This is a genomic window from Actinacidiphila paucisporea, from assembly GCF_900142575.1.
In the GTDB taxonomy this organism is placed as follows: domain Bacteria; phylum Actinomycetota; class Actinomycetes; order Streptomycetales; family Streptomycetaceae; genus Actinacidiphila; species Actinacidiphila paucisporea.
The window spans coordinates 44,257-68,849 of sequence record NZ_FRBI01000015.1; the positions used below are offsets into that span (position 1 = coordinate 44,257).

Consider the following 24,593-nt stretch of genomic DNA (forward strand, 5'->3'; position numbering starts at 1 on the left):
GGCTCCGCCGGGCCGCCCGGCGCAGGGGTCAGGGGCGGAAGCCGCCGAGCCGGCCTTCCAGTTGGACCAGCAGAGCGCTCAGCAGGGCGGTGAGGTCGGCTTGTTCGCCGGTGTCGAGGCCGGAGAGGACCGAGGCCTCGTAGGCGAGCTGGCCGGGCAGGATGCCGTCGACGAGGTCACGCCCCTGCTCCGTGAGGTGGATGTGGATCACCCGGCGGTCCCGGCTGTCGCCGCGCCGCTCCACGAGGCCGCGTTCGGTGAGCTGCTTGAGCCGCTTGGTGACCGCCGCGCCCGAGGAGAACGTCTCCCGGGCCAGGTCGCCCGGGGTCAGCGCCCGGCCGGTCCTGCGCAGCGCGCCCAGGAGGTCGAACTCGGCGCGGCTGAGCCCGGCCGACCGCAGCGGCGCGTCCTCCGCCTGCTGGAGGAGCGCGGCACACCGGTTGAGCCGCCCGATGAGCTCCATCGGCGCGGTCGCGAGGCCGGGGTGCACGGCGTGCCACTGCCGGACCACCGTCATGACCCTGTCGTCGCCGACCGTGCGGCCGCCCTCCCCGGACCCGGTCGCCGGGCGGGCGGCCCGCGGCGCGTCGTGCCCGTGCGCCGTCACCCGCACGCCTCCTTCGTCGCGGAGTACCGTCCGCCGGTGGCGTCCGCCGCCCGGCGGGCCGACGCCGCCGCACGTTGGCGTACCGCCACCGCGAGCGTCATGTGCCCGGATCGCTCCGCGTCGAGCAGCCGTTCCTCGGGGAGCGCCGGCTGCCACCACTCGCCGGCGGTCGTGTCGGCGGTCACCCGCAGGTCGACCAGTGCGGTGACCAGCGTGCGGCGCGCGCGCTCCCGTGCCGCGGGATCGGTCCCGTCGTCGGCCAGCGCCCTTTCGCAGCGGACCCGGGCGGTCTCGGCCGCGTCCAGGGCGCGCTCCAGATGGCGTCCGGCCCGGCGGTTGGTGACGGCCACAGCGGTCGCGAACCCGACGGCGGCGCCGAGGACGGTGTCCACGATCCGGTCGGAGATGAGCTGGCCGGCGGGCTGCCGGTGGGCGAACTGGGTGATCAGCAGGGCCATCGGGGTGACGCAGAGGTTGCCGATCCAGTAGTTGCGGGTGATCAGCGCCTCCGCGCCGAAGCCGAACGCGGCCGTGCAGAGCACCAGGGGGAGCGCCCCCACCCGGGTCAGGGGCGTCACCGCGGCGAGCACGAGGACGCCGCCGAGGGTGCCGAGGGACCGCTGGAGGGCGCGGTTCCAGGTGAGGGTCACGTTGGCCTGGAAGAGGGAGGCCGCGGCGATCACCGCCCAGTAAGGGCGGCCGACCCCGGCCGCGTACGAGGCGTACCCCGCGAGGGCGCAGCCCAGGAAGGTCCGCAGCACCAGGGGATGGGCGGCGGAGCCGGGAGCCAGCCGGTGCCACCAGTGGGGCCGCGGGGCGGCGCGCTCGGCCTCGATGCCGGCCAGCTCGTTCTCGATGAAGGTCGGATCGGCGCTCGGCAGGCCGGCGGGCCGCGACAGCGGGCGGCGGCCGGGCAGGGCGGCGGCCCAGACGCGCAGCAGGTCGGCGTCGGCGGCGGCGGGCGCGGCCAGCGCCACCTCGGCCCGGACCACCAGCAGCTCCAGCTGCCGATCCCGGCGTTCGGGGCGGTCGGCCCCCGCGGCGAGCAGCGACTGCCAGGCCGCGTGCACGGCGCCGGTGGCGGCGGACCGCAGCCGCTCGTGCCCCGGTCCGGCGCCGCGGGTGTCGGCGTACGCGGCGGCGGCGCGCAGCGCGCGGCCGGTGGCCCGTCGCTCGGGGCCCTGCGGATACAGCAGGATCGGGGCCATGCCGACCAGCCAGGCGAACGCGCCGGTGGCGAGCACCAGAGCGAGGTGGCCGGGGATCTGCGCGGCGGACCCGGACCCCGGCAGGAAGAGCGTGGCGGAGGTGATGAAGGTCATGATCAGCGGTCCGGGCGGCCCGATCGCGGTGGCGTCGCACACGGCCTTCTGCGCGGCGGCCAACGCGGCGGCCACGGCGATCAGCACCGGCACCGAGGAGGTCAGCGCGGCGGCCCCCAGCGCCGAAGCGACCCCCGCCGTCATGCCGGCGACCACCCAGGCCAGTGCCCGGGCGCGGGCGATGTAGGGGAGGTTGTGCGCGAACAGGGCGCACAGCGAACCGGCCATGGTGAAGGCGGCCAGGTCCAGCCGCCCGAGCGCCAGCAGGATCAGGTTCGGCACCAGCTGGGCGATGAGCACGCTGGTGGCGGGCTTGAACCAGATGTCCGACGGCTGGACGGGCCGCAGCGCGCGGCGGAGCGGCAGCGGCCGGACCCGGGGGGTCGCGGGTGCGGCGGTCGGAAGGCGGGGAGGGGCGGTGCGCATACCAAGAGTTTAACAGGTGTTTTACTCGTGAAACATTCGCCACCGCAGCCCTGATATCACTACTTGACTTTGCCAGGTAGTGGAGACAGTCTAGTTGTGTGACATCGAGCCATGATCCCCAGCTGCTGAAGGGCGTGTTGTCCGTGGTGCTGCTGCACCTGCTGGCCGAACAGGAGTCCTACGGGTACGAGGTGGTGCAGCGGCTTCAGGCGGCCGGCTTCTCCGACGTGCTGGAGGGAACCGTGTATCCGGCGCTGTCCCGGCTGCAGCGCGAGGGCAGGCTGGCCACCCGTCTCGTCGCCTCCCCGAGCGGCCCGGCACGTAAGTACTACCGGCTCACCGCGGCCGGCCACGACGCCCTGGAGGCCGGGACCGCCACATGGGCCCGGCACGTGGCCGCCGTCGACTCCGTCCTGACACGCCCACTGCCCACCGCACCCCGGAAGGGACACTGACACCATGCCGCACGCCCTCTCGCTGCTCGGCCGACTGCGTATCGAACGCCTCGTGTGGGCCTTGGACCAGCAGCTGTACGACCTGCCGCGCGCCTCCCGGGTGGCCACCCGCCGCGAGGTGCGGGCGAATCTGGTGGCCGCCGCCGAGGACGTCGGAGTCGGCGAGGCGCTGCGTCGCCTCGGCGGCGGCCGCCGGCTGGCGGAGAACTACCTGGCCGCCGAGTTCGGCGAAGGCCCCCGGCACTCCTGGATCGCCGCGGCGGCCTTCCTCACCGCGGTTCCCCTGCTGCTCAACTACGTTCTGGGGGAGGCGGCCTCGGCATTCCGGCAGGGCATCACGGCGCATGACGCGACCGCGACCGGCACCTTCACCTGGAGCGGCGTCAGCTTCCTGCAGAGCGGGCTGACTTTCACCTTCGACCAGGGCCGCAGCGCCCAGGTCGGTGGTGCCTGGACCCCGTGGACCTACCTGCTGCTGTTCGCGGGGAGCATCGCCTGCGGCCGGCTCTGGCGGCTGCTGCCCGCCTGGAAGGCACGGCACCGGCACCCGGCCGTCACCAGCTGATCCGCGGGGCCGGTCGGGGCCTGGCAGAAGCCAGTTGCCGCGAGCGGGCCGGCGGGCACGGCGCATGAGTCCGGCGAAGGCGGGGCGGGTCGAGCGACGCAACGGGACGCGTGCGCAGGGCCGTTCGCGCAAGACGGGACACCCCCGGGGGCGGCCCGCCCACCCCGGCCTCGTTGACCCGCGCCGAACCGCGCGACTAGCCTCGTAACCGGTGGCGCAGGCCGGCGTGTCGAGCCGAGGCGACCGGCCGGGGACAAGGGGGTAACGCGGTGGTGGCGCGTATCGAGGTCGAGGTGGCCGGGGCGTCGGGCCTCGACGACTCCGCTGACCTGCTCGCCGAACTCGTCCGGGAGACCGGGCTCGACTGGCACGAGGAGCGCGTCCCCGAGGGACGGCACCTGTCCGGCGGCGCCGCCGAGTTCCTGCTCGCCGCCGCCCTGAGCGGTGCGGCGGGAAAGGCCGGGGAGTTCGCCTACGAGAAGGGCGCCGACCTGGTCCGCGCGGTGGTGGCGCGCTGGTCCGCGCGGTATCTGGACCCGCCCGAGGTCCGCGTCGACGTGGCGGAGGCCCCCGGCGCCCAGGGCGCGGAGCACGGCCCGCAGGGCACCCCGGCAGCGGGCGACGCCGCCGGCGTGCCGGCACCCGCGCCGTCCCCGACGGCCGCCGCCGACCACCCGCGCGGGGGCTGAGATGGCGTCACGCGCGCTCGTCATCGGGCCCGCCGACTACGCGCCGGACTCCGGGATCGCCAGCCACCCTGAGATCGGGCAGAGCGCGCGCATGTACGGGCAGGTGCTCGAAAGCGATCCGCGGTGGGGCACCGACGCGGTCGAGGTGCTGCCCGCCGAGCAGCTCGGATCGGTCAACGACGTCATGGGAGCGGTCCAGCGGACCGCCGACCAGGCCGAACCGGGGGACACCCTGCTCGTCGTGTACGTCGGCCACGGCGCCTGCTGGAGCGACATGCCCGACGACCAGGTGCACCTGGCGGTCGGATCGTCACGCCTGCTGCAGCCCCACACATGGCTGTCCAGCTGGTACGTCTACCGCGCCATCCGCCGCAGCCGGGCCTCGCTCAAGGTGCTGATAGCCGACTGCTGCTACTCCAACCTGCTGCCGCAGCTGAGCGGCGAGGGGACGAAACGCGGGCCGCTCGGCGTCGGGGCCGAGGGCACGTGCGTGCTGACCGCGACGAAGAACAACCCCAGGGCGGATGCGAAGGGCTGCCCCCGCCTGCCGGACGGGCTCGACACGTGCACGCCTTTCAGCGGCCATCTGCTCGACGTCCTGACGCGGGGCACGCGCCACCACGACGACGAACTCACCCTCGGCCTGCTGCGGGACGCCGTCCAGGCCCGGATGCACGGCTGTGACACGCCGCACGACCTGCCCAACATGATCCTCAACGGCGGACGCGAGGGAATGCCGCTGTTCACCAACCGGATGGCCCGGCCGGACCGCGAGCGCACACCCTCGGCGCCCGCCTCGGCGGAGGAGTGGGTCGAGACGATGATGCGGGAGAGCCCCTACCCGCTCGACCGGCTGCTCGACGACCCGGCGAACGCCGGACGGGTCGTCACCCTGCTGGCCCAGCAGGCCAACGACGCCGGGCGGCGGTTGGCGCTGCGCGTCAACGAGCGGGCCAACCGGTACTTCGAGCGCCCCGAGCTCTTCGCCCAGTATTGGGCGGAGGCCGGACAGGCCCTGCTCGCGTGACCGACGCCGGACTGGACGACTGGGTCGTCACCAACCCCATCCCCGACGTCGTCCGGCGCGTGCGGGTGATACGCGAGGGCGTACGCCACGACGGACGCGTCCTGCTCGCCCCGCAGCCGGCCGCGGTGATGCGGATCCTGCACGTCTTCGCGCTGCGCCGGTCGATAGACGACCTGCTGAGCATGGACCCCGCGGCCGCTGACCCGGCCGGCTTCGACTCCCTCGACGCGACGATCGTGCTGGCGCTCGCCGCCCTGACCCGACCTGTCGGGCAGGCGGCGCAGCTCGCGATCCGGCAGTGGACCAAGGAGTCCGAGCAGAGCGGGGAGCGCCGGCTGACCCGCGACCTGGTCCACGACGTCACCGCCCAGCGCATCGTGCCCGAGGTCGCGGAATTCGTCAGCGCGTGCCGCGGCCACGCCGAGCTGGTGGCCCAGACACTCGGCGCGTTCGTCTCGCCGGCGTCCGGCCGCACCACCCTCGACAAGGCCGCCCTCTTCATCGAGTTACGCGAACGCCAGTGCCACCAGGACGCCGACGCGCTGCTGGGGCTGGCCATCCGCGAGGCCGCCGCGCAGGCGCGGGCCGGCGCCCCGTCCGCCGTCCCCGAGGACCACGTGGGCATCGTGGGCGCGCTGTGCCACCTCAGCCCCTCTGAGCCGATCGTCGAGGAGTGGATCGCGCGGCGGATGGAGGCGGTGCACGAGCAGGCCGCCACCACGAGGATCGCCGCCGATCTGCTGGTCGGCGAGCCCGAGGGCGCCCTCAGGCTCGCCGACCACATCGGGCGCACCTGGCGGCCGCGCCGCCTCGTGGGGCTGTGCGAGCGCCTGGTGGGGCGTTCTGAGGAGCGCTGCGCGGTGGTACGCGGTTACGCCGCCGCCCGCCCGGACGCCGAGTCGCTCGCCGAGGTCATCACGCACTGGTACAAGTCGGCCACGCTGTCCGGCACGTTCAGGGAGCTGCTCGCCGACGTGGTCGCCCGCGGCGCGGACCGCGGGCAGGGCCCGCGCACCACCGGCTTCCTGGAGGACCTGCACCAGACGCTGCACAACGACGCGGCGCCCGAGCGCTGCCGCGGCGAGCTGCGCGTCGCCGTCGCGGCCCACGTGTGGGGCAGGACCGGGACGGAGACCGCGCGGCTGCTCGGCCTCGTCGGACGCCGGGAGGTGCGGCGCGCGGCGCACTCGGTCAACCAGCGGCTCACCGCGCGGCTCATGGCGGGCGAGATCACCGCGGAGGCCTTCGTCGCCTACCTGGAGGCCCTGCAGGAGCAGCGCAACGCCTCCACGCTGACCTTCCTCGCCCTGCGCGAGCTGTCGGACCCGGCGGCCTCCGACCACGCGCTGGAGGGCACCGCCTCGGTGATCGGCCGCATCGCGGCGCAGCTGTACGCGCAGGGCATGGCCGACGTCGGGTTCGACCTGCTGGAGCGCTGCCTGGAGAACGACCAGTGGCTCAGGGCGGAGGACGTGGCGGGCATCGTCGCGCACGTGCGGCTCAGCGCCATGCCCGGCGACGAGCGCTGGGACGCGCTGCTCAGCGCCACCGTCGGCCGCTGGGCCGAGGTGAGCCGCAGGGACGACGTCGTGGCCGAGTTGCGCCGCCGGCGGTACGGGGAGGACGCCGAGGCGGTCATCCACTTCGTACAGTGACGGCCGGCTGGTGCGGGGGAGGGGAGGCGACGGCCCCGTCCGGCGGGGCCGGCGTCGGGAGGGTCGGGGCGTGGTCGTCCATGTAGCGCACCGACAGCGTCACCATCTGGCGGAAGACGACGACGGCGAGCACCGCCAGCGGCACCGCGCTGACCAGCTTGACAAGGGGGTGCGCCGGCCACAGGAACCGGTTGGCGCTGGACGCGACGGTGGCGAAGGCGAAGTAGCCGTAGAGCAGCGCGGCCGAGCGGGCGGCCGGGCTCGTGCGGAGATGCCGCAGCTGGACCGCGTGGGCCTTGGCGTCGTACCAGCGTGAGGCGGGGGCGGCCAGCGGCAGGGCGAACAGCAGCAGGCAGCCCGCGGTCAGCGCCGCCATGCCCGGCCACAGCACGTCCCAGCCGGCCAGGTAGAAGATGACGGCGCTCGACACGAACGCGGTCGTGGCCAGCACCCGCGACCGGCGCCGGGGGAAGAGCCGGGGGTCGCGGCGCTGCAGGGACGCGAGCACCACGCTCGGCGTCGCGTAGACCACCAGGGCAAGCACCGTGTCGATGTCGCCGAGGACCGACCACTTCCCGCCGAAGCACAGCAGGGCGACGCCGCTGATCACGAAGTCCACGATGAGGATGAGCCAGTAGACGTCGAGCCGGTCCTCGCCGAAGAGCCGGCGCAGCCGTCCGTGGCCGAGGGTGATCGTCGAGAAGCTGGTCTTCTGCAGGCCCCGGTGCGTCAGGTGGGCGCGGCTGAAGGCGGCGATCTCACGGGTGAGCACGTAGGTGTAGACCATGCCGGCGCCGGCCGGCGACAAGATGGTGTCGACGTGGATCAGCCAGACCAGCGGCGCCGCCGCCCAGTGCGGCGCGACCGCCGAGACGAACTGGGTGTAGGGGGAGCTGCCCGCGTCGACCGCCCCGCCGGACCGGTGGCGGATGTAGATCACCACGAACTGGAGCGCCACGTAGAGGAACACCGACCCCACGACCGTGCCGTAGACGGCCCGCCGCAGCCGCGCCGCCTCGCCGATGCCGCGCCGCCGGACGCCGCCGGCGAAGTCCAGCGGCCCCTGGTAGCCGAGGTAGGCGTAGATCACCCCGCTGCTGGTGACGGTGCTGATCACGGAGCCCAGGTCGTAGTGGTGGGGGTGGTGGACGCCGGGGGAGGGGTGCGCGGGGCCGAAGTGCGGCGGATGCCCGGGCGGGTGGAGCTCCGCGTAGACGAGCAGGGCGACGATCAGCAGCGGCACGACGATCTTGAAGGCCGTCAACGCGTTGTTGATCACCAGGAACAGCCGCGGCCCGAGCAGATTGACCGCGGCGAGCAGCATCACGAAGAGCAGCGACAGGGCGATGCCGCGCGCGGCCAGCCCGTCGCCGTCGGACTTGACCAGGCCGCCGGAGTGCTGCCACGTGGCCAGGCCGCGGGTCATCGCGGCGGCCTCGCTCGCCGGGTTGACCGCGTAGAAGACCCACACCCCCGCCGCGACCACCGTCGCCACCAGGGGGCCGCTGCTCTGCAGGGGAAGGAAGACCAGGCCGCCGGTCTTGGGCGCCGTGGTGCTCACCTGGACCATCACCGCCGCGATGACCACCAGCAGCGCGCCGCCGATGAGCCAGGAGAAGACGGCCCAGGACCCCGCGCCCGCGTCCGCCTCCACCGCGCCCAGCAGCCACCCGGAGCCCACCACCCCGCCTGCCCCCAGGAAGAGCAGGTCGTAGAACGACAGCAGCCGGCGCTCGGCCCGCTCCTCCGCCTTCGACGACGCCGTCCCGGCGCTCCGCTGCCCAGGTAAGTCGCTCATCCGCTCCCCTCGCGGCCCCTCGATCCCGCACGCCTACCGTGGGTGACGCCCAGGATACGGCGCACCCGCGACAACGGAGGCGACTTCGCCCACCCCGCGCGACGCCACCTCGACGCCGCGGCCCTCGGCGCCCCCGACGCCGTCGGGCCCCGCTCCGGCGACGTCACCACGGGCCGACCGCGACCGACGAGGGCCGGGTCGCGACACGTGACCCGGACCCGCGGGCGGCTGCGACCTCGCGCGGCCGGGGTGTAGGCCACTCCGGCGCCGATACGGGCGGTGGCGGTACGCGGGCCCGGCGGGCGGGTACGCACGTCCTTCCCGGTGGATGCCCATGTCCGGGCGACGAAGGAGCGACGTTCCGTGGATGTCGAGATCAGCCTCCAGGTCAACGGGGAGCCGCGGCGCCTGACCGTGGACACCCGGACCACCCTGCTGGACGCGCTGCGGGAACGGCTCGGGGTGACCGGCCCGAAGAAGGGCTGCGACCACGGTCAGTGCGGGGCCTGCACGGTCCTGCTCGACGGGCGGCGGGTGAACAGCTGCCTGGCGCTGGCCGTCGCGCACGACGGCAGCGGGATCACGACCGTCGAGGGCCTGGCCGACGGGCAGGAGCTGCACCCGATGCAGAAGTCGTTCGTCCGCCACGACGCCTTCCAGTGCGGATACTGCACGCCGGGGCAGATCTGCTCCGCGGTCGGCATGCTCGCCGAGGCGCGGGCCGGCTGGCCCAGCGCCGTGACCGCGGACCTGGCGTATTCGACCGGACCGGTCGAGCTGTCGGAGGCGGAGATCAGGGAGCGGATGAGCGGCAACCTGTGCCGCTGCGGCGCCTACCGTGCGATCGTCCCCGCCATCCAGGAGGCAGCGCGTTGAAACCGTTCGACTACCGGCGTGCCGACGACGTGGCGGCAGCGGTCGCCCTGCTGTCCCGGGACCGCGAAGCGGTCTTCCTCGGCGGGGGCACCAACCTCGTCGACCACCTGCGGCTCGGCGTCGCCACGCCCGGCCTCCTCGTCGACATCACCCGGCTGCCGCTCGACCGGATCGAGGAGCTGCCGGACGGCGGGGTACGCGTCGGCGGCACCGTACGCAACAGCGACCTGGCCGCCGACCCGCTGATCAGGGAACGCTACCCGGTCCTGTCCCAGGCGCTGCTGTCCGGCGCGTCCGGCCAGCTGCGCAACCTCGCCACCACCGGCGGGAACCTGCTGCAGCGCACCCGCTGCGTGTACTTCCAGGACGTCACCACCGCCTGCAACAAGCGCGTTCCCGGCAGCGGCTGCTCCGCACTGGAGGGCTACCAGCGCTACCACGCGATCCTCGGCGCCTCGCCCGACTGCATCGCGACACACCCCTCGGACATGGCCGTTGCCATGGCCGTACTCGACGCCGTCGTCCAGGTGACCGGCCCGGACGGTGAACGCGCCGTGCCGCTCGGCGACTTCCACCGGCTGCCCGGCGACGAGCCGCAGCACGACACCGTGCTCCGGCACGGCGAACTGGTCACCGCCATGGACCTGCCGGCACTGCCGGACGGCATGACGTCGCTCTACCGCAAGGTGCGCGACCGGGCCTCCTACGCCTTCGCGCTGGTGTCGGTCGCCGCCGCCCTCGACGTACGCGACGGCGTGGTCGCCGACGTCCGGATCGCCCTCGGCGGGGTCGCGCACAAGCCCTGGCGGGCGGCCCGTGCCGAACGGGAACTGCGCGGCGCCCCCGCGACCGACGACAGCTTCCGCCGCGCCGCGGAAGCGGAACTGTCCGCGGCGCAGCCCGTCGCGGGCAACGCCTTCAAGGTGCCGCTGGCCCGCAACACGCTGGTGGCGACGCTGCGCGAGCTGACCGGAAGGACCCCGCGATGACCACCACGGACAGGCGCTTCCCGCCCCGCGCCGTCGGCACCCCGCTCGACCGCCTCGACGGGCACGCGAAAGTCACCGGGACCGCGCGCTACGCCTACGAGCAGCCGGTCGACGCGCCGGCGTACCTCCACGCGGTGCAGGCCACCGTCGCCCGCGGCCGGATCACCGCGATCGACACCGAGGCCGCCGAGGCGGTGCCCGGAGTGCTCGCCGTGCTCACCCACCACAACGCCCCGCGGTTGGCCGACACCGGGGACGCGGAACTGGCGGTCCTGCAGTCCGACGCCGTCGCCTTCCGCGGCCAGATCATCGGCGGCGTGGTCGCCACCACGTCGGAGACCGCCCGGTACGCCGCGAGCCTGGTGCGTACCACCTACGACGAGCAGCCCCACGACACCGGCCTGCGGGCCGACCGCGACGACCTGTACGCCCCGGAGAAGGTCAACGGCGGATACGCGACCGACACGGCGCAGGGGGACGTGGAGGCGGCTCTGGCCGCGGCGGCCGTGACGGTGGACCGGACCTACAGCACCGCGATGTACCACAACAATCCGATGGAACCGCTCACCACCGTCGCGTGCTGGGCCGACGGCGAGCTGACCCTCCACGACTCCACGCAGGGCGTGCACATGGTCCGTTCGCAGGTGGCCCCGCTGTTCCGCCTCGAAACCGAGCAGGTGCACGTCGTGTCCCCGCACGTCGGCGGCGGCTTCGGATCGAAGGGCACCCCGCACGCGCCGGTCGTGCTCGCGGCGATGGCCGCCCACCTCGTCCCGGGCCGGCCGGTCAAGTTCGCGCTCACCCGGCAGCAGATGTTCTCCCTGGCCGGCTATCGCACACCCACCGTCCAGCGCGTCCGCCTCGGCGCCGACCGCGACGGCCGGCTCGCCGCCCTCAGCGTGGACGCGATCTCGCAGACCTCGCGGATCAAGGAGTTCGCCGAGCAGACAGCGGTCCCGTCCCGGACGATGTACGCCGCCCCCCACCGCCGGACGACCCACCGGGTGGCGCGGCTCGACGTGCCGGTGCCGTCCTGGATGCGGGCGCCGGGGGAGTGCCCGGGGATGTTCGGCGCCGAGGTGGCGATGGACGAACTGGCCGACGCCTGCGGTGTCGACCCGGTCGAACTGCGCGTCCGCAACGAGCCGGAGACCGATCCCGAGTCCGGCCTGCCCTTCTCCAGCCGCAATCTCGTGGCGTGCCTGCGCGAGGGCGCGCGCCGGATCGGCTGGGAGCGGCGCGATCCGACGCCGCGTGCCCGGTACGAGGAGGGACGGCTGGTGGGACTGGGAGTCGCGGCCTCCGTCTATCCGGTCCTGTGGATGCCCGGGTCGTCCGCGACCGTCCGGGCCGGCGCCGACGGCCGCTACACGGTCTCCATCGGCGCCGCCGACCTGGGCACCGGCACCTGGACCGCGCTGACCCAGATCGCCGCCGACGCCCTGGACGTACCGGTCGAGCGGGTCGAACTGAGGATCGGGGACACCGTGTTCCCGCCGGCGTCGGTCGCGGGCGGGTCGTCGGGCATCACCGCCTGGGGCTCGGCCGTCGTCCACGCCGCCCGGCGGATGCGCGAGAGCTTCGGCGAGTCGCCGCACGAGGGCGCCGAGGCCACCGGCGAGACCGGCGACAACCCGGCCACCGAGCGGTTCGCCATGTACGCCTTCGGCGCCCAGTTCGCCGAGATCCGGGTGCACCCCGAGACCGGTGAGGTGCGCGTACCGCGACTGGTCGGGGTCTTCGCGGCCGGCCGCATCGTCAACCCGAAGACGGCCAGGTCGCAGTTGATCGGCGGCATGACGATGGGCCTGTCGATGGCGCTGCACGAACAGAGCTACTTCGACGACCACGTGGGCCAGGTCGCCAACCACGACTTCGCCGAATACCACATCGCGACCAACGCCGACGTCGACCGCATCGAGGCGTCATGGCTCGACGAGGACGACCCCCACGTCAATCCGATGGGCACCAAGGGCATCGGCGAGATCGGAATCGTCGGCACCGCTGCCGCGGTCGCGAACGCCGCGTACAACGCCACCGGCGTCCGTGTCCGCGACCTGCCCATCACCCTGGACAAATTCCTGGACTCCTGAATTCCCGCACACCGGCCGGGCACCGCGGTGCGGTGGCATACGGCGCAGGTCGGCATCGGCCATCCGTCGGATGTCGGACCCCCGGCGGCAGGGTGGTGACAGCGCGTCAGCGGACACCGTCCGGAGCGACGGGATCAGCGGCCTGCGGTCGGGCAGGGCCGCCGTGCGGCTCAGCGGAGGGTGCCGACGAGGCCCGCGTGGAAGGGAGTGAGCTCGTCTACGCGTCCGGCGAGGACCTTCTGAAGCCACTCGGGATCCCCGAGCAGGGCCCGGCCGACCGCCACGAGGTCGAACTCGTCGCGCTCCATCCGGTCGAGCAGCTCGCCGATGTCGGTGACCTCGGCCTGCATGCCCTGGAACACCTGCATGAACTCGTTACTGAGGCCCACCGAGCCGACGCTGATGGCGGGTTTACCGGAGAGCTTCTTCGCCCAACCCGCCAGGTTGAGGTCGGAACCCTCGAACTCGGGGCGGTGGAAGCGCCGGGTGGAGCAGTGGAAGGCGTCGGCGCCCGCGTCGGCCAGCAGGCCGAGCATGGTCTGCAGTTCCTGCGGTGTCTCGGCGACCCGCGCCCGGTAGTCGTTGATCTTCCACTGGGAGAACCGGAAGGAGATCGGGAAGCCGGCGGAGACGCTCTCCCGGCAGGCGGCCACGATCTGGGCGGCGAAGCGGGTGCGGCCGCCGATATCGCCGCCGTAGGCGTCGGTGCGCCGGTTGGTACGGGCCCACAGGAACTGGTCGATCAGGTAGCCGTGGCCACCGTGGATCTCGACCCCGTCAAAGCCCAGTGCCTCGGCCGACGCGGCGGCCGTGGCGTAAGCGGCGACCACGTCGTCGATGTCCGACCGGGTCATCTCCCGGCCCGACTCCGTGCCGTCCAGGGCGATGCCGGAGGGGCCGATCCGCGGGGCGTCGGGGACCGGTGGATTGCCGGCGGTGCGGTCCATGCCCACGTGCCACAGCTGCGGCAGGATGCGGCCGCCCGCCCGGTGCACGGCCTCGGCCACGGCCGACCAGCCGGCGAGCGCCTCGTCGCCGTGGAAGTGCGGGACCCGGGCGCTGTTGCCCGCCGAGTCGTGGCCGACGTAGGTGCCCTCGGTGATGATCAAGCCGACACCGGCGGCCGCCCGCCGGGCGTAGTACCGTGCCACGTCGTGGCCCGGCACGCCGCCGGGGGAGAACTCGCGCGTCATCGGAGCCATCACGACACGGTTGGGCAGCGTGAGGCCTCCCAGGGAGAACGGACGGACCAGGACGTCCCTGACACGTTCGACGGAATTCATTGGCATCGGTGTTCGCCTTCGGTGAAGGCCGACCGGACGGCGAGGGGCTTCGGGCCGTGCGGTCGGTGTCTCGGGTGGGTGTGGTGAGGATCGGGGGTGGCCCCGGGGCCACGGTCAGTCCCCCGAGGGGGGCGGGGCCGAGCCCTTCGCGGCGCCGGTGAGGGCGCCGGTGCCGGCCCCGGAAGCCGGTGTCACGGCGGCCGCCGCGGCCGTGGCCGGCGCTGCGCGGACGAACCACGCCGTGCCGAACGCGATCGCGGACAGGACGGCCGCGCCGACCAGCACGCCGTGCAGAGCGCTGCTGACGGCGTCCGCGACGACGTCGCGCGTAGCGAGCGGCATGTCCTTCAGCAGAGCCGGGGTCAGTCCGCCCCCCGCGGTCAGCCGTTCCTCCGTGCCGGAGCCGAGCCGCTCGGCCAGCACACCGCTCATGCGGCTGCCCTGTACGGCCCCGAGCACGGCGACCCCGAGGGAGCCGCCGATGGTCCGCACCAGGGTGACCGTGCCCGTGGCCGCACCCATGTCGCGCGGAGCCGCGTGGTGCATCGTGGTCAGCAGGGTGCTCTGCAGCAGGACCCCGATTCCCACCCCGATGACCAGGGTGAGTGCGGACGCCGCGACGAGCGGGGTGTCCGTGCCGAGCAGGAGCAGCAGCAGCGCCCCGGCCAAGGTGACGGCGCCGCCGGTGAGCGGCACGACGCGGCCCGGACCGCCGCCGTCCATCAGCCGCCCGGTGGCCAGCTGGGCCGCGAACATGCCGAGCATCAGCGGCAGGATGAGCAGTCCGCTGGCCGTGGCCGAGGAGCCCTGGACGAACTGCATGTACTGCGGGAGGTAGTTGAGGACGGGGTAGAGGACGGCGCCGACCAGGAAACTGAGGACCTGGGCAAGGGTGAAGTCCCGGTCGGCGAAGAGCCGTGGCGGCGTGATCGGTTCGGCCGTGCGCAGTTCCACCCGGACGAACCAGGCCAGGCTCAGCACGACGACCACGGCGAGCCCAGCGGTCTGCCAGGATGCCCAGGCGTACGTGGTGCCTGCCCAGCCGGACAGCAGCGTGAGGGTCAGGATGCCGGTGGTGAGCAGGGCCGTGCCGAGGTAGTCGATCCGCCCCGTGACGCGGCCGGCGGGCAGCCGTACGCCCTTGGCGACCGCCAGCAGCGCGACGAGGCCGACGGGCACGTTGACGTAGAACGCCCAGCGCCAGCTCATGTGGTCGGTGATGAACCCGCCGAGCAGGGGCCCGCCGACGAACGCGACCGGCATCATGACGCCCACCATCGACTGGATGCGGCCGCGCTCCTGGGCGGGCACCATCACGCCGATGACCGAGAGCGCGCCGACCGTCAGGCCACCCGCGCCGAGACCCTGGAGGCCACGGAAGACGATGAGCTGTCCCATGCTCTGCGCCAGGCCGCACAACACCGTCCCCGCCAGGAAGAGCACCACGGAGTTCATGCAGGCGCCCTTGCGGCCGTAGAGGTCCCCCAGCTTGCCCCAGAGGGGAGTGGACGCGGCCATGGTGAGCAGATAGGCCGTCACCGACCACGAGAAGTGGTCGAGGCCGCCGAGGTCGCCCACGATCGTGGGGAGTGCGGTGCTGACGATCTGTCCGTCGAGCGTCGCCAGGAAGATGCTGAGCATCAGCCCGAAGACACCGAGCCGGGGCAGACCGGGTCGGTCGGGTGCGGGAGGGTCGATCGGGCGGTCGTTCATCGCTGCCCCCAGGGCACGAGTGGCGGGATGTCAGACGCCATAGGGGCGGACGCGCCTGGCCTCGCGCAGGGCCTGCCCCCACCAGGTGAGCTGGTCGAGCATGGCCTTGGCCGCGACGTCGCATGCGGAGTCGTACGGCTTGCCGTCGGCGCCGAACGCCTCGCCGTAGTTGTGGAAGCTGACGGTGTTGCGGATCGTGACCGCGTGGAGCTCCGCGAGCACGACACGGAGCTGTTCGACGGCGCGCAGGCCGCCCGCAAGGCCGCCGTAGGAGACGAAGCCGACCGGCTTGGCGTGCCACTGCTCGTTGTGCCAGTCGACGGCGTTCTTCAGTGGCGCGGGGAAGCTGTGGTTGTACTCGGGCGTGACGATCACGAAGGCGTCGGCCCGGGCCAGCCGCGGTGAGACCGCACCCAACTGGGCCACGACCTCGTCGGAGGGGGCCTGACCGAACGCCGGGAAGACGGTCGGCAGAGGGGTCTCGACGAGGTCGACCAGGTCGACCGCCATGTCCTCGCGCCGTGTGATGTGTCCGGCGATCCAGTCGGCGACGACCGGACCGAACCGTCCGTCCCTGGTGCTGCCGATGATCACCGCGGCCCGCAGGACGTCTTCAGTCACGTCGGCCATGGAAGGCTCCTCGCTGGTGTGTACATTGCATCGCTTTCGTACAACGTACACATCCAAGTGTACGCCGTCTACTCCTGATATGCTGTACGCAGCACGTTCGTCGGAAGGAAGCGAAGCCATGGCCGCCAGGGAGAGACAAGGCGCGAGTAAGGGCAAGGATCACGTGCCGCTGTGGGAGCGCCTCGACCGACCGGAGCCCGCTGCCCGTCCCACCCTCACTGCCCTGCGGATCGCCGAGGCCGCCGTCGGCGTCGCCGACGCCGAGGGGCTCGACGCCGTCACCATGCGCCGCCTGGCCACCGAACTAGGCGTCGCTCCCATGGCCGCGTACCGCTACGTCACCGGCAAGGACGAGCTCCTCGAGCTGATGGTCGACTTCGTGTACGCGGAGCTGGACCTGCCCGACGGCAAGGAGGGCTGGCGCGCGGCCATGCGGTCCGTCGCCCTGCGGATGAGGGAGGTCCTGCTGCGGCACTCGTGGGTGACGCGGGCGACGTGGTGCGTGCTGACCCCGAACCAGCTGGCGCTGACCGAGGCCGTCCTGGCCGCACTCGACGGCCTGGGGCTCGACGTGGACACCGCCATGGCGGTCTACAGCACCCTCACTTCCTACGTGCACGGCGCGGTCGGATCGGAGGTCGGGCTGACGCAGTTGCTGCATGTCCGCGGCTGGTCCACCCGGGAGGAGGCCCGCTCGGGACTGGCCTCGCAGATGGCCTGGCTCATGAACACCGGCCGTTTCCCGACGTACGCGCGCTACATCAGCGAGGCCGAGCGCAAGGACGATCCACAGTGGCAGTTCGAAACCGGCCTGGACGCCGTCCTCGACGGCATCGCGGCGCGTCTGGCGATCTGAGGGCATCGCGCTCCGCCGCCACGTCGACGGCGTCGTTGCCCGATTCGAGCAGCGCCCGCGCGGCCTCCAGCCGTACCGTCTCCAGGTACCGGCCGGGCGACATCCCGGTCCCCGAGTCGAAGAGGTGTACGGGCCGCCTGGCAACGGCCGGCGCGGACAGGGGCGTGCGTGCCGGAGAGCACTCGCCGCGATCGGGGGCTGCCGGATCGGTCGCGACGGCGGCCGGCTCGGAGGCCTGGACAACTCCCCGCGCCGGCCGGGCGGGAATGCGCGGCCTCGGCGTCGGCGCCGGTCACGTCGAAACGGCCTCCGGCCCCCGTGGCAGAGCCAGGGTGCGGATGCCCAGCACGGGGGAGAAGACCAGCCACAGCACTGACAGCGTGCCGCCGGCGGCGGCCAGCAGGAGGGTCGGGCGCAGTCCCACCGTGGTGGCGAGTACGCCGCCGACGGTGGCGCCGATCGGGCGCACGCCGTAGTTGACGGTGCTGTACGCGCCGGAGACCCGGCTGCGGATTCCGTCGTGGATGACCGATGTCTGGAGCGAGTTGAGGTTGATGTCGAAGAACATCACCCCGATGCCGGCCAGGAACTCCGCCAGGGCCAGTGCTCCGCCGCGTACCCACAGCGGCCCGCCGGCCAGGGCCGCGACGGCGGTGGACGCCGGGAACAGCACCGCGCCCACCGCGATGCTGGGGCCCACGCCCCACCGGCGTGACATGCGAGGGGCGATCACCGCGCCCAGCAGCGCCCCGCTCGCCCCCACGCCGAGCGCCAGGCCGATACCGCCGGCCGTCAGGCGCAGGACGCGGGTGGCGAACAGGACCAGCAGACCGGTGCCGGAGATGAACGTGAAGAAGTTGACGGTGGCGGCGCAACCGAGGGTGGCCCGCAGAACCGGGTGGCGGACCACGAAGGCCATGCCCTCACGCGCCCGGCGCAGCACCGAGGGCTGCGCCTCTGAGGGCGGTGGCTCGTCGGTGCGGATGCGCCCGATCAGGAAGGCCGAGGCGAGGAATGACGCCGCGTCGGCGGCGACGGCCACCGAAGCGCCCAGCGCCTGCACCAGCGCCCCGCCGATCGCCGGCCCCGCCACGAAGGAGGCCGAACGGCTCGTGCTGAGCTTGCTGTTGGCGTCCACGTACGACGTCCGCGGCACCAGGTGGGCGAAGAAGGCCGAGTAGGAGGTGTTGAACAGCACCGCGGCGGTTCCGGTGAGCAACGCGACGGCGTAGAGCTGGCCCAGCGTCACCGCTCCGGCCAGGTAGGTCGCCGGCAGGCTGAGCAGCACCAGGCCGCGGGCCAGGTCGGCGGCGACCATCAGCCGGCGCTTGCGGGGGCGCTGATCGACCCAGGCCCCGAGCACGATGGCCGTCAGGTTCGGCGTCCAGCTCAGCGCCGTCAGCCAGGCCACCTCGTTGGCGGAGGCGTGCAGCGCCGTCACGGCGATCAGCGGCAGCGCCAGTTCGGTGACCCGGTCGCCGAACTGGGAGACGGTCTGCGCCGACCAGAAGCGTATGAACTGCCGGTCCCTCCAGAGCGGCAGGGGTGTCCCGGGGGGTGTCGCGCCGCTCACCCGGCGCCTCCCGCGGGCGGCCCGGCCTGCTCCGGCAGGACGTAGCGCATCAGCCGGACGGGGCGGCCGTCCGGTGGCCGGTCGGCCGCCTCCCGGTTCACGTAGGGCGCCAGGAGGCGCTCGATCTCCGCCTCCACGGCGGCGAGTTCGGCCGGGCTGAGCACCACCCGGGTGTTGGACAGGCCGGCCAGCCGGCGCCAGACCGGATCGAGTCCGGGCTCGACGTCGGCCACCCAGCGGGCCGGTGTCTCCCCTGCCTGCAGGAACATCTGCCGGGACAGCAGCCGAGCGGCCGACCTGCCCTCGACGTCGCTCGGGTCCTCCGGCACCTCGAAGCGGAAACCGCGCGCCACCGCCTCCCAGCGCCGGTACCGGCGGTCGGTGCCGGGCTCGCTGTCACGTACCAGTCCGAATCCGGCCAGGTGGCGCAGGTGCCAGCTGATGCCGGACGGCGAGGCGTCGATCTCCCGGGCCAGTTCGGTGGCGCTCGCCGGACCGTCGCGGCGCAACAGGTCGAGGATCGCCAGCCGCACCGGATGGGACAGGGCGCGCATCGCCCGGGGATCGCTGATCGTGAGGTCGCCCAGCAGATTGTCGGCATCCATGACGTGAAAGTGTTCTTTCATGATGCGCGGAAGTCAATACCGCTGCCCCGCCGCCCGGTTGACCCGGCACCGCGCGCGGAGGCCGCTGCCCCGCGACCGCGCCGGCGGCGGTCGGCCGCGCGCGGACGCCCCGCGACAGGGTCCGCGGAACGCGCGACTCCGCGTGACGTCCGGTGGTGGCGCGGTGCGGCTGACACAGCGGTCGCCGGTGTGGTTCCATGGCGCCATGACCCCGCTCGTGATGCGCCGCCACGTGGACTACGTGCGTGTCACCAGCACGGGGTGTCCCGCCGGACGCTGACGCCGCGTCTCCGGCGTTCTGCCGCCGTTCCCGGCCGCTGATCATGTTCTGCCCCGCGCAATCGGCGCCTTCCGCCCTCCTGCCTTCCCAGTGGCGGCGGTCCGCCTCGCGCGTCCCGACGCGGCCCTGCGCGCCATCGCGCTGAGCCACCACCGGGACACCACCGGGACACCGCCGGGGATATCCCTCTCGCCTCTCCGGTCCCCGATCGCCCCATCCGCACCTGCTTCAGGAGAGCCATGACACAGCCCATCGACTCCGTCACCGCCGGGCACACCCCCGACGAGGTTCCCGCGGACACCACGTCCGCCTGGTCGTTCGAGACCCGGCAGGTGCACGCCGGCGCCGACCCCGATCCGACCACGGGGGCGCGGGCGGTGCCGATCTACCAGACGACGTCGTTCGTCTTCCGGGACACCAAGCACGCCGCCGACCTCTTCTCGCTGGCCGAGCCGGGCAACATCTACACCCGCATCCACAACCCGACGCAGGATGTCCTCGAACAGCGGATCGCCGCCCTGGAGGGCGGGGTCGCCGCCGTCGCGGTGGCGTCGGGCCAGGCGGCGGAGACGCTGGCGATCCTGACGCTCGCGAGCGCCGGCGACCACATCGTCTCCAGCGCGTCGCTGTACGGCGGCACGTACAACCTCTTCCGCCACACGCTGCCGAAGTTCGGCATCCAGGTCTCCTTCGTCGAGGACCCGGACGACCAGGACGCCTGGCGGGCGGCGATCAGGCCCGAGACGAAGGCGCTGTTCGCCGAGACGCTGGGCAATCCGCGCGGCAACGTCCTGGACGTGCGGGCGGTGGCGGACGTCGCGCACGAGGCGGGCGTGCCGCTGATCGTGGACAACACGGTGCCCACACCGTTCCTGCTGCGGCCGATCGAGCACGGCGCCGACGTGGTGGTCCACTCGGCGACGAAATTCCTCGGCGGCCACGGGACGACGATCGGGGGTGTCGTGGTGGACGGCGGCACCTTCGACTTCGGTGCGCACGCCGAGCGCTTCCCGGACTTCACCGAGCCGGACCCGAGCTACCACGGCCTGCAGTACTGGCCGGCCCTGGGACCCGGTGCGTTCGCCATCAAGCTGCGCGTGCAGCTGCTGCGCGACCTCGGCCCGGCGCTGTCGCCGCACTCCGCCTTCCTGCTGCTGCAGGGCGTCGAGACGCTGTCGCTGCGGCTGGAGCGGCACTCGGCGAACGCCCAGGCGCTCGCGGAGTGGCTCCAGGAACGCGACGAGGTGGCGGCCGTGCACTACGCGGGCCTGCCGTCCAGCCGCTGGTACGAAGCCGCGCAGCGCTACCTGCCGCGCGGCGCGGGGGCGGTGCTGGCCTTCGAACTGCGGGACGGAGCCGAGGCGGGACGCCGCTTCGTCGACGGCGTGCAGCTGTTCAGCCACCTGGCGAACATCGGTGACGTGCGCAGCCTGATCATCCACCCGGCGTCCACGACGCACAGCCAGCTGGACGAGGAGCAGCTCGCGGCCACCGGAACGTCACCGGGCCTGGTGCGGCTGTCGGTCGGCATCGAGAACGTCGCCGACCTCATCGCGGACCTGGAGGCGGGCTTCCGCGCGGCGAAGGGCGCGTCCTGAACCAGACCGGCCTCAGGCCGCCCGCCGGCGTCCCCCTGCTGCCCGCCTCAGGGGCGTGGCAGCCGGGGGACCCGCCGGGGCGCCGCCGCCTGCATGACCTGGCCGGCCCGCTGCCGCTGGAAGCGGGCGGCGAGCTGCCAGGGGTGCGACTGGCGTACGAGACCTGGGGCCGGCGGGCGCCGGACGGCTCCAACGCGGTGCTGGTGGCGCACGCGCTGACCGGCGACAGCCACGTGGCGGGGCCGAAGGAGCCCGGGCATCCGACCGCGGGCTGGTGGGACGGCCTGGTCGGACCGGGGCGCGCGCTGGACACCGACCGCTTCTTCGTGGTCGCACCGAACGTGCTGGGGGGCTGCCAGGGGACCACCGGGCCGTCGTCGTACGCACCCGGCGGCCGCCGGTGGGGCGGCGCCTTCCCGTTCCTGACGCAGCGCGACCAGGTCGCCGCCGAGGCGTCGCTGGCCGACGCGCTCGGGATCGGCCGCTGGGCGGCCGTCGTGGGCGGGTCCATGGGCGGGATGCGCGCCCTGGAATGGGCGGTGAGCCGCCCCGAGCGGGTCGGCGCGCTGCTGCTGCTGGCCTCGCCCGCCGCGGCCAGCGCGGAGCAGATCGCCTGGTCGGCCGTGCAGTTGCACGCCATCAGGTCCGACCCGAACTGGCGCGGCGGGGACTACCACGACGCGGGACCCGGCGGCGGCCCCGCGGCCGGGCTGGGCCTGGCCCGCCGCCTGGCCCATGTGACCTACCGCAGCGAGGCGGAGCTGGCCGCACGCTTCGGGCGCGCCGCGCAGGGCGCGGAGAACCCGTGGCAGGGCGGCCGCTACGCCGTCGAGTCCTACCTCGACCACCATGCCGAGACCCTGGTGCGGAGGTTCGACGCGGCCAGCTATGTCGTCCTGACCGAGGCGATGAACTCGCACGACGTGGGGCGCGGGCGGGGCGGGACCGCCGCGGCACTGCGCCGGGTCACCGCGCCGACCCTGGTCGCGGGAGTGGACTCCGACCGGCTCTATCCGCTGCACCAGCAGGCCGAGTTGGCCGCCGGCATCCCCGGCGCGGACCGCCCGCGCGTGGTCGAGTCGCCGTACGGCCACGACGGGTTCCTGATCGAGGTGGAGCAAGTGGCGGCGCTGGTGCGGGAGTTGCTGGCGGGCTGACCCGCCGCCGGGTCCCGCCGCCTACCGCGGCGGCGGGCGGGTCTCCCGGGGTCAGGGGGCGGCGGCTCCGGCCAGGGGCGGTCCTCCCTCACGTCAGGGGCGGTGGCCCGCCCCCGCGCCTTCCGCGGGCTGCCCGGACTCCGCCGCGGCGAGCCGGCGCAGGGCGAGTTCGGCGAGGAGGGCGGCGCCGTCCGGCAGTACCGCGTCGTCGAACACCGCGTCCGGGGCGTGGTTGCCGGGGGCGGTGGCCGGGTCGCGGTCCGGCGGGCAGGCGCCGAGGCTCGTCATGACCCCGGGCACGTCGGCGAGCACCCGGCCGATGTCGTCGGAGACCAGGGCCGGGCGGGTGCCGCGGACGAACCGCCCGGGACCGAACAGGTCGGTGACCGCCGCGCGCACCAGGTCCGCCTCGGCGGCGTCGTTCACCGTGGCCGGATAGCCGGGGACGTACTCGACCCGGGCCTCCAGGCCGTGGGCGGCGGCGATGCCGTGGGCCGTGCTCTGCGCGGCAGCGGCGAGCCGGGCCAGCGTGGTGTCGGACAGCGCCCGCAGCGTCGCCTCCAGACGGGCCCGGTCGGGGATGATGGCGGGCCTGCTTCCCGCGTGCACCGTGCCGACGGTGAGCACCACCGGGTCGAACGGGTCGAACCTGCGGGCCGGCAGGGCGCTGAGCGCGGTGACGAGTTCGGCGAGGGCCGGGACCGGGTCGCGGGTGCGGTGCGGCCAGGCGCCGTGGCCGCCGGCCCCGTGCAGGGTCACCGCGAGAGTGCCGCTCGCGGCCAGCGCCGGCCCCGCGGTGTTGCCGAACTGCCCGGCCGGCGCCGCGGCGCTGGAGTGCAGGGCGTACGCCGCCACCGGACGGCTTCCCGTGGTCTCCAACAGGCCCTCGGCCAGCATCAGCCGCGCCCCGTCGTGGCCCTCCTCGCCGGGCTGGAACATCAGCAGCACATCGCCCGCGAACCGGTCGCGCCGGGCCGCGAGCAGGTGCGCGGCCCCGACCAGCATCGCGGCGTGCTGGTCGTGGCCGCACGCGTGCCGCGGGCCGTCGGGGAACTCCAGGGCGTCCAGGTCGGCACGCAGCAGCACGGTCGGTCCTGGCCGCGCACCCGGCACGACGCCGACGACCGACGTCAGCGCCGTGCCGGTGCGCAGGTCCAGGCCGAGGCCGTCCAGCCGGCCGAGGACGGCCTGCTGGGTGCGGGGCAGCCGCAGGCCGGTCTCCGGGTGCTCGTGGAGGGTCTGCCGCAGCTCGTGCAGCCCGAGGAGGCGGGCCTCCGCGAGGAGGGCGTTCACCGCGCGGTGCCGCGCAGGGCGGGCAGCACCGTCTCGGCGATCCGGTAGGACTCCTCGAGCAGCGGGTTGCCGGACAGGATGAAGGTGTCCACGCCGAGGTCCTGGAATTCCCCGAGCCGCTCCACGACCTGCGCGGTGCTCCCCACGACGGCGGTGCCGGGACCGGGGCGGAACAGGCTCATGCCCGGCCACAGGTTGGGGTGCTTGACCAGCTCCCGCGCGTGCTCGGGCACCCGGCCGCCGTGCTGGCGGAACTGCCGCGCCCAGCCCTCGCCGTCCTTGCCCTCGGGGTCGCCCAGCATCCGGGTGTACGTCGCCTGGCTGGTGACGTCGAGCAGTCGGTCCGCCGCGGCCCACGCCTCCTGCTCGGTGTCCCGGACGATGAGGTGCAGCCGCAGGCCCAGGCGCAGTTCGCGGCCGTAGTGGGCGGCGCGCTCGCGTACCCGCTCCAGCTTCTCCTTCAGCAGGTGCGGCGGTTCACCCCAGGTGAGGTAGACGTCGACGTGCTCCGCCGCCATCTCGATGCCGGGTGCCGACGACCCGCCGAACCACAGCGGGGTGTGCACGCCGCCCTGGATCGGGGTGAGTTCGCGCAGGCCGGCGCCTGCCTGGGTGAGCTCGTAGAACCTGCCCTTGTGGTCGAATACCTCGCCCGCGGTCAGCCGCTTGACGATGCTCCAGTACTCGGCGCTCAGTTCGTAGCGCTCGTCGTGTTCGAGCTGCAGCCCGGCCTGCCGCAGCGCCTCGGTCGAGCCGTTGACGACGTTGAAGCGCAGCCGGTCGGGGCCGAAGAGGTGGGCGAAGCTCAGCGCCATCTTGGCCAGCACGGTCGGCGAGATCAGACCGGGGTGCACCGCGAGCAGCGGCTTGAAGCTGGGCCGGGTCACCGCGGCGACCGCCGATGCCAGCGGCCACACGTCGTACAGGTCGGTGGCGAACAGCGCTCCGTCGTAGCCGAGCCGGTCCACCGCCACGCCGAGCTGCTGGAGATAGGCCAGGTCGACGCCGCGGCGCCCTTCGGGCTCCCACGGGTAGGCGCCCTCGCGCGGGATGATGTACCAGAGGATCTCGGGGCTGGGCAT

21 protein-coding genes are annotated in these 24,593 nt (G+C 73.7%); 11 read left to right on the forward strand and 10 right to left on the reverse strand.

Going from position 1 to position 24,593, the window contains the following annotated elements:
* Positions 1–28: 28 nt before the first annotated feature.
* Positions 29–517 carry a MarR family winged helix-turn-helix transcriptional regulator gene (locus BUE44_RS21915; RefSeq protein ID WP_079189965.1) on the reverse strand — a complete coding sequence of 163 codons (489 nt, stop codon included), beginning with the start codon at positions 515–517 and terminating at the stop codon, positions 29–31.
* Positions 518–603: 86 nt separating this feature from the next.
* On the reverse strand, positions 604–2,355 hold the full coding sequence (locus BUE44_RS21920) for an FUSC family protein (protein ID WP_073500685.1): 1,752 nt from the start codon (positions 2,353–2,355) through the stop codon (positions 604–606).
* Positions 2,356–2,453: 98 nt separating this feature from the next.
* On the opposite strand from BUE44_RS21920, the gene BUE44_RS21925 reads away from it, so the two are divergent.
* The 5 genes from BUE44_RS21925 to BUE44_RS21945 all read left to right on the forward strand — a co-directional run bounded on the left by BUE44_RS21925 (position 2,454) and on the right by BUE44_RS21945 (position 6,746).
* On the forward strand, positions 2,454–2,810 hold the full coding sequence (locus BUE44_RS21925) for a PadR family transcriptional regulator (protein ID WP_235002346.1): 357 nt from the start codon (positions 2,454–2,456) through the stop codon (positions 2,808–2,810).
* 4 nt (positions 2,811–2,814) lie between these two features.
* Positions 2,815–3,375: a hypothetical protein gene (locus BUE44_RS21930; RefSeq protein ID WP_073500687.1), complete on the forward strand. Its 561-nt coding sequence runs from the start codon at positions 2,815–2,817 to the stop codon at positions 3,373–3,375.
* Positions 3,376–3,644: 269 nt separating this feature from the next.
* Positions 3,645–4,064 (forward strand): hypothetical protein, encoded by a 420-nt coding sequence (locus BUE44_RS21935; protein ID WP_073500688.1) that lies wholly within the window; start codon positions 3,645–3,647, stop codon positions 4,062–4,064.
* Position 4,065: 1 nt separating this feature from the next.
* The gene (locus BUE44_RS21940) at positions 4,066–5,091 is read left to right on the forward strand and encodes a hypothetical protein (RefSeq protein ID WP_073500689.1); all 1,026 of its coding nucleotides are present in this window, start codon (positions 4,066–4,068) and stop codon (positions 5,089–5,091) included.
* Positions 5,088–6,746, forward strand: a complete 1,659-nt coding sequence (locus BUE44_RS21945) for a hypothetical protein (RefSeq protein WP_073500690.1) — start codon at positions 5,088–5,090, stop codon at positions 6,744–6,746. Before BUE44_RS21940 ends, BUE44_RS21945 begins: the two co-directional genes overlap by 4 nt.
* On the opposite strand, the gene BUE44_RS21950 is transcribed toward BUE44_RS21945, so the two are convergent.
* Entirely contained in the window at positions 6,727–8,544 is a 1,818-nt protein-coding gene (locus BUE44_RS21950; RefSeq protein ID WP_073500691.1) for an APC family permease, read from the reverse strand. The genes BUE44_RS21945 and BUE44_RS21950 overlap by 20 nt on opposite strands.
* Before the next feature lie 363 nt (positions 8,545–8,907).
* Here BUE44_RS21950 and BUE44_RS21955 point away from each other — a divergent pair, with 363 nt between their 5' ends.
* The 3 genes from BUE44_RS21955 to BUE44_RS21965 are packed head-to-tail and all read left to right on the forward strand — an operon-like array spanning position 8,908 to position 12,502.
* On the forward strand, positions 8,908–9,420 hold the full coding sequence (locus tag BUE44_RS21955; RefSeq protein WP_073500692.1) for a 2Fe-2S iron-sulfur cluster-binding protein: 513 nt from the start codon (positions 8,908–8,910) through the stop codon (positions 9,418–9,420).
* Positions 9,417–10,409: an FAD binding domain-containing protein gene (locus BUE44_RS21960; RefSeq protein WP_073500693.1), complete on the forward strand. Its 993-nt coding sequence runs from the start codon at positions 9,417–9,419 to the stop codon at positions 10,407–10,409. The genes BUE44_RS21955 and BUE44_RS21960 overlap by 4 nt, the downstream gene beginning before the upstream one ends.
* Positions 10,406–12,502: a xanthine dehydrogenase family protein molybdopterin-binding subunit gene (locus BUE44_RS21965; protein WP_073500694.1), complete on the forward strand. Its 2,097-nt coding sequence runs from the start codon at positions 10,406–10,408 to the stop codon at positions 12,500–12,502. The genes BUE44_RS21960 and BUE44_RS21965 overlap by 4 nt, the downstream gene beginning before the upstream one ends.
* A 170-nt stretch (positions 12,503–12,672) precedes the next feature.
* On the opposite strand, the gene BUE44_RS21970 is transcribed toward BUE44_RS21965, so the two are convergent.
* The 3 genes from BUE44_RS21970 to BUE44_RS21980 all read right to left on the reverse strand — a co-directional run bounded on the left by BUE44_RS21970 (position 12,673) and on the right by BUE44_RS21980 (position 16,128).
* Complete coding sequence (locus BUE44_RS21970; RefSeq protein ID WP_073500695.1) at positions 12,673–13,791, reverse strand: NADH:flavin oxidoreductase; 1,119 nt, start codon at positions 13,789–13,791, stop codon at positions 12,673–12,675.
* A 108-nt stretch (positions 13,792–13,899) separates the two neighbouring features.
* Complete coding sequence (locus BUE44_RS21975) at positions 13,900–15,498, reverse strand: MDR family MFS transporter (protein WP_073500696.1); 1,599 nt, start codon at positions 15,496–15,498, stop codon at positions 13,900–13,902.
* Between the two features lie 30 nt (positions 15,499–15,528).
* Positions 15,529–16,128, reverse strand: a complete 600-nt coding sequence (locus BUE44_RS21980) for an NADPH-dependent FMN reductase (protein WP_107415798.1) — start codon at positions 16,126–16,128, stop codon at positions 15,529–15,531.
* 118 nt (positions 16,129–16,246) lie between these two features.
* On the opposite strand from BUE44_RS21980, the gene BUE44_RS21985 reads away from it, so the two are divergent.
* Positions 16,247–16,984: a TetR/AcrR family transcriptional regulator gene (locus tag BUE44_RS21985; protein ID WP_073500697.1), complete on the forward strand. Its 738-nt coding sequence runs from the start codon at positions 16,247–16,249 to the stop codon at positions 16,982–16,984.
* A gap of 292 nt (positions 16,985–17,276) precedes the next feature.
* On the opposite strand, the gene BUE44_RS21990 is transcribed toward BUE44_RS21985, so the two are convergent.
* Both BUE44_RS21990 and BUE44_RS21995 read right to left on the reverse strand, forming a co-directional pair.
* Positions 17,277–18,557, reverse strand: a complete 1,281-nt coding sequence (locus tag BUE44_RS21990) for an MFS transporter (RefSeq protein ID WP_073500698.1) — start codon at positions 18,555–18,557, stop codon at positions 17,277–17,279.
* A complete protein-coding gene (locus BUE44_RS21995) occupies positions 18,554–19,162 on the reverse strand; it encodes an ArsR/SmtB family transcription factor (protein WP_073500699.1) in 609 nt (202 codons plus the stop codon). Before BUE44_RS21995 ends, BUE44_RS21990 begins: the two co-directional genes overlap by 4 nt.
* 540 nt (positions 19,163–19,702) lie before the next feature.
* On the opposite strand from BUE44_RS21995, the gene BUE44_RS22000 reads away from it, so the two are divergent.
* Both BUE44_RS22000 and metX read left to right on the forward strand, forming a co-directional pair.
* A complete protein-coding gene (locus BUE44_RS22000; protein WP_073500700.1) occupies positions 19,703–21,061 on the forward strand; it encodes a bifunctional o-acetylhomoserine/o-acetylserine sulfhydrylase in 1,359 nt (452 codons plus the stop codon).
* Complete coding sequence (gene metX, locus BUE44_RS22005; protein ID WP_073500701.1) at positions 21,058–22,218, forward strand: homoserine O-acetyltransferase MetX; 1,161 nt, start codon at positions 21,058–21,060, stop codon at positions 22,216–22,218. The genes BUE44_RS22000 and metX overlap by 4 nt, the downstream gene beginning before the upstream one ends.
* 93 nt (positions 22,219–22,311) lie before the next feature.
* On the opposite strand, the gene BUE44_RS22010 is transcribed toward metX, so the two are convergent.
* Together BUE44_RS22010 and BUE44_RS22015 are read right to left on the reverse strand one after the other, a co-directional pair.
* On the reverse strand, positions 22,312–23,511 hold the full coding sequence (locus BUE44_RS22010) for a M20 metallopeptidase family protein (protein ID WP_073500702.1): 1,200 nt from the start codon (positions 23,509–23,511) through the stop codon (positions 22,312–22,314).
* Positions 23,508–24,593: an LLM class flavin-dependent oxidoreductase gene (locus BUE44_RS22015; RefSeq protein WP_073500703.1), complete on the reverse strand. Its 1,086-nt coding sequence runs from the start codon at positions 24,591–24,593 to the stop codon at positions 23,508–23,510. Before BUE44_RS22015 ends, BUE44_RS22010 begins: the two co-directional genes overlap by 4 nt.

Coding starts and splice junctions, on each gene's coding strand:
- BUE44_RS22015 (WP_073500703.1), bottom strand. CDS start 24,593: ATGCCCAGCCCCGAGATCCTCTGGTACATCATCCCGCGCGAGGGCGCC.
- BUE44_RS21980 (WP_107415798.1), bottom strand. CDS start 16,128: ATGGCCGACGTGACTGAAGACGTCCTGCGGGCCGCGGTGATCATCGGC.
- BUE44_RS21970 (WP_073500695.1), bottom strand. CDS start 13,791: ATGCCAATGAATTCCGTCGAACGTGTCAGGGACGTCCTGGTCCGTCCG.
- BUE44_RS21920 (WP_073500685.1), bottom strand. CDS start 2,355: ATGCGCACCGCCCCTCCCCGCCTTCCGACCGCCGCACCCGCGACCCCC.
- BUE44_RS21985 (WP_073500697.1), top strand. CDS start 16,247: ATGGCCGCCAGGGAGAGACAAGGCGCGAGTAAGGGCAAGGATCACGTG.
- BUE44_RS21965 (WP_073500694.1), top strand. CDS start 10,406: ATGACCACCACGGACAGGCGCTTCCCGCCCCGCGCCGTCGGCACCCCG.
- BUE44_RS21950 (WP_073500691.1), bottom strand. CDS start 8,544: ATGAGCGACTTACCTGGGCAGCGGAGCGCCGGGACGGCGTCGTCGAAG.
- BUE44_RS21995 (WP_073500699.1), bottom strand. CDS start 19,162: ATGGATGCCGACAATCTGCTGGGCGACCTCACGATCAGCGATCCCCGG.
- BUE44_RS21915 (WP_079189965.1), bottom strand. CDS start 517: ATGACGGTGGTCCGGCAGTGGCACGCCGTGCACCCCGGCCTCGCGACC.
- BUE44_RS21930 (WP_073500687.1), top strand. CDS start 2,815: ATGCCGCACGCCCTCTCGCTGCTCGGCCGACTGCGTATCGAACGCCTC.
- BUE44_RS21940 (WP_073500689.1), top strand. CDS start 4,066: ATGGCGTCACGCGCGCTCGTCATCGGGCCCGCCGACTACGCGCCGGAC.
- BUE44_RS22000 (WP_073500700.1), top strand. CDS start 19,703: ATGACACAGCCCATCGACTCCGTCACCGCCGGGCACACCCCCGACGAG.
- BUE44_RS21975 (WP_073500696.1), bottom strand. CDS start 15,498: ATGAACGACCGCCCGATCGACCCTCCCGCACCCGACCGACCCGGTCTG.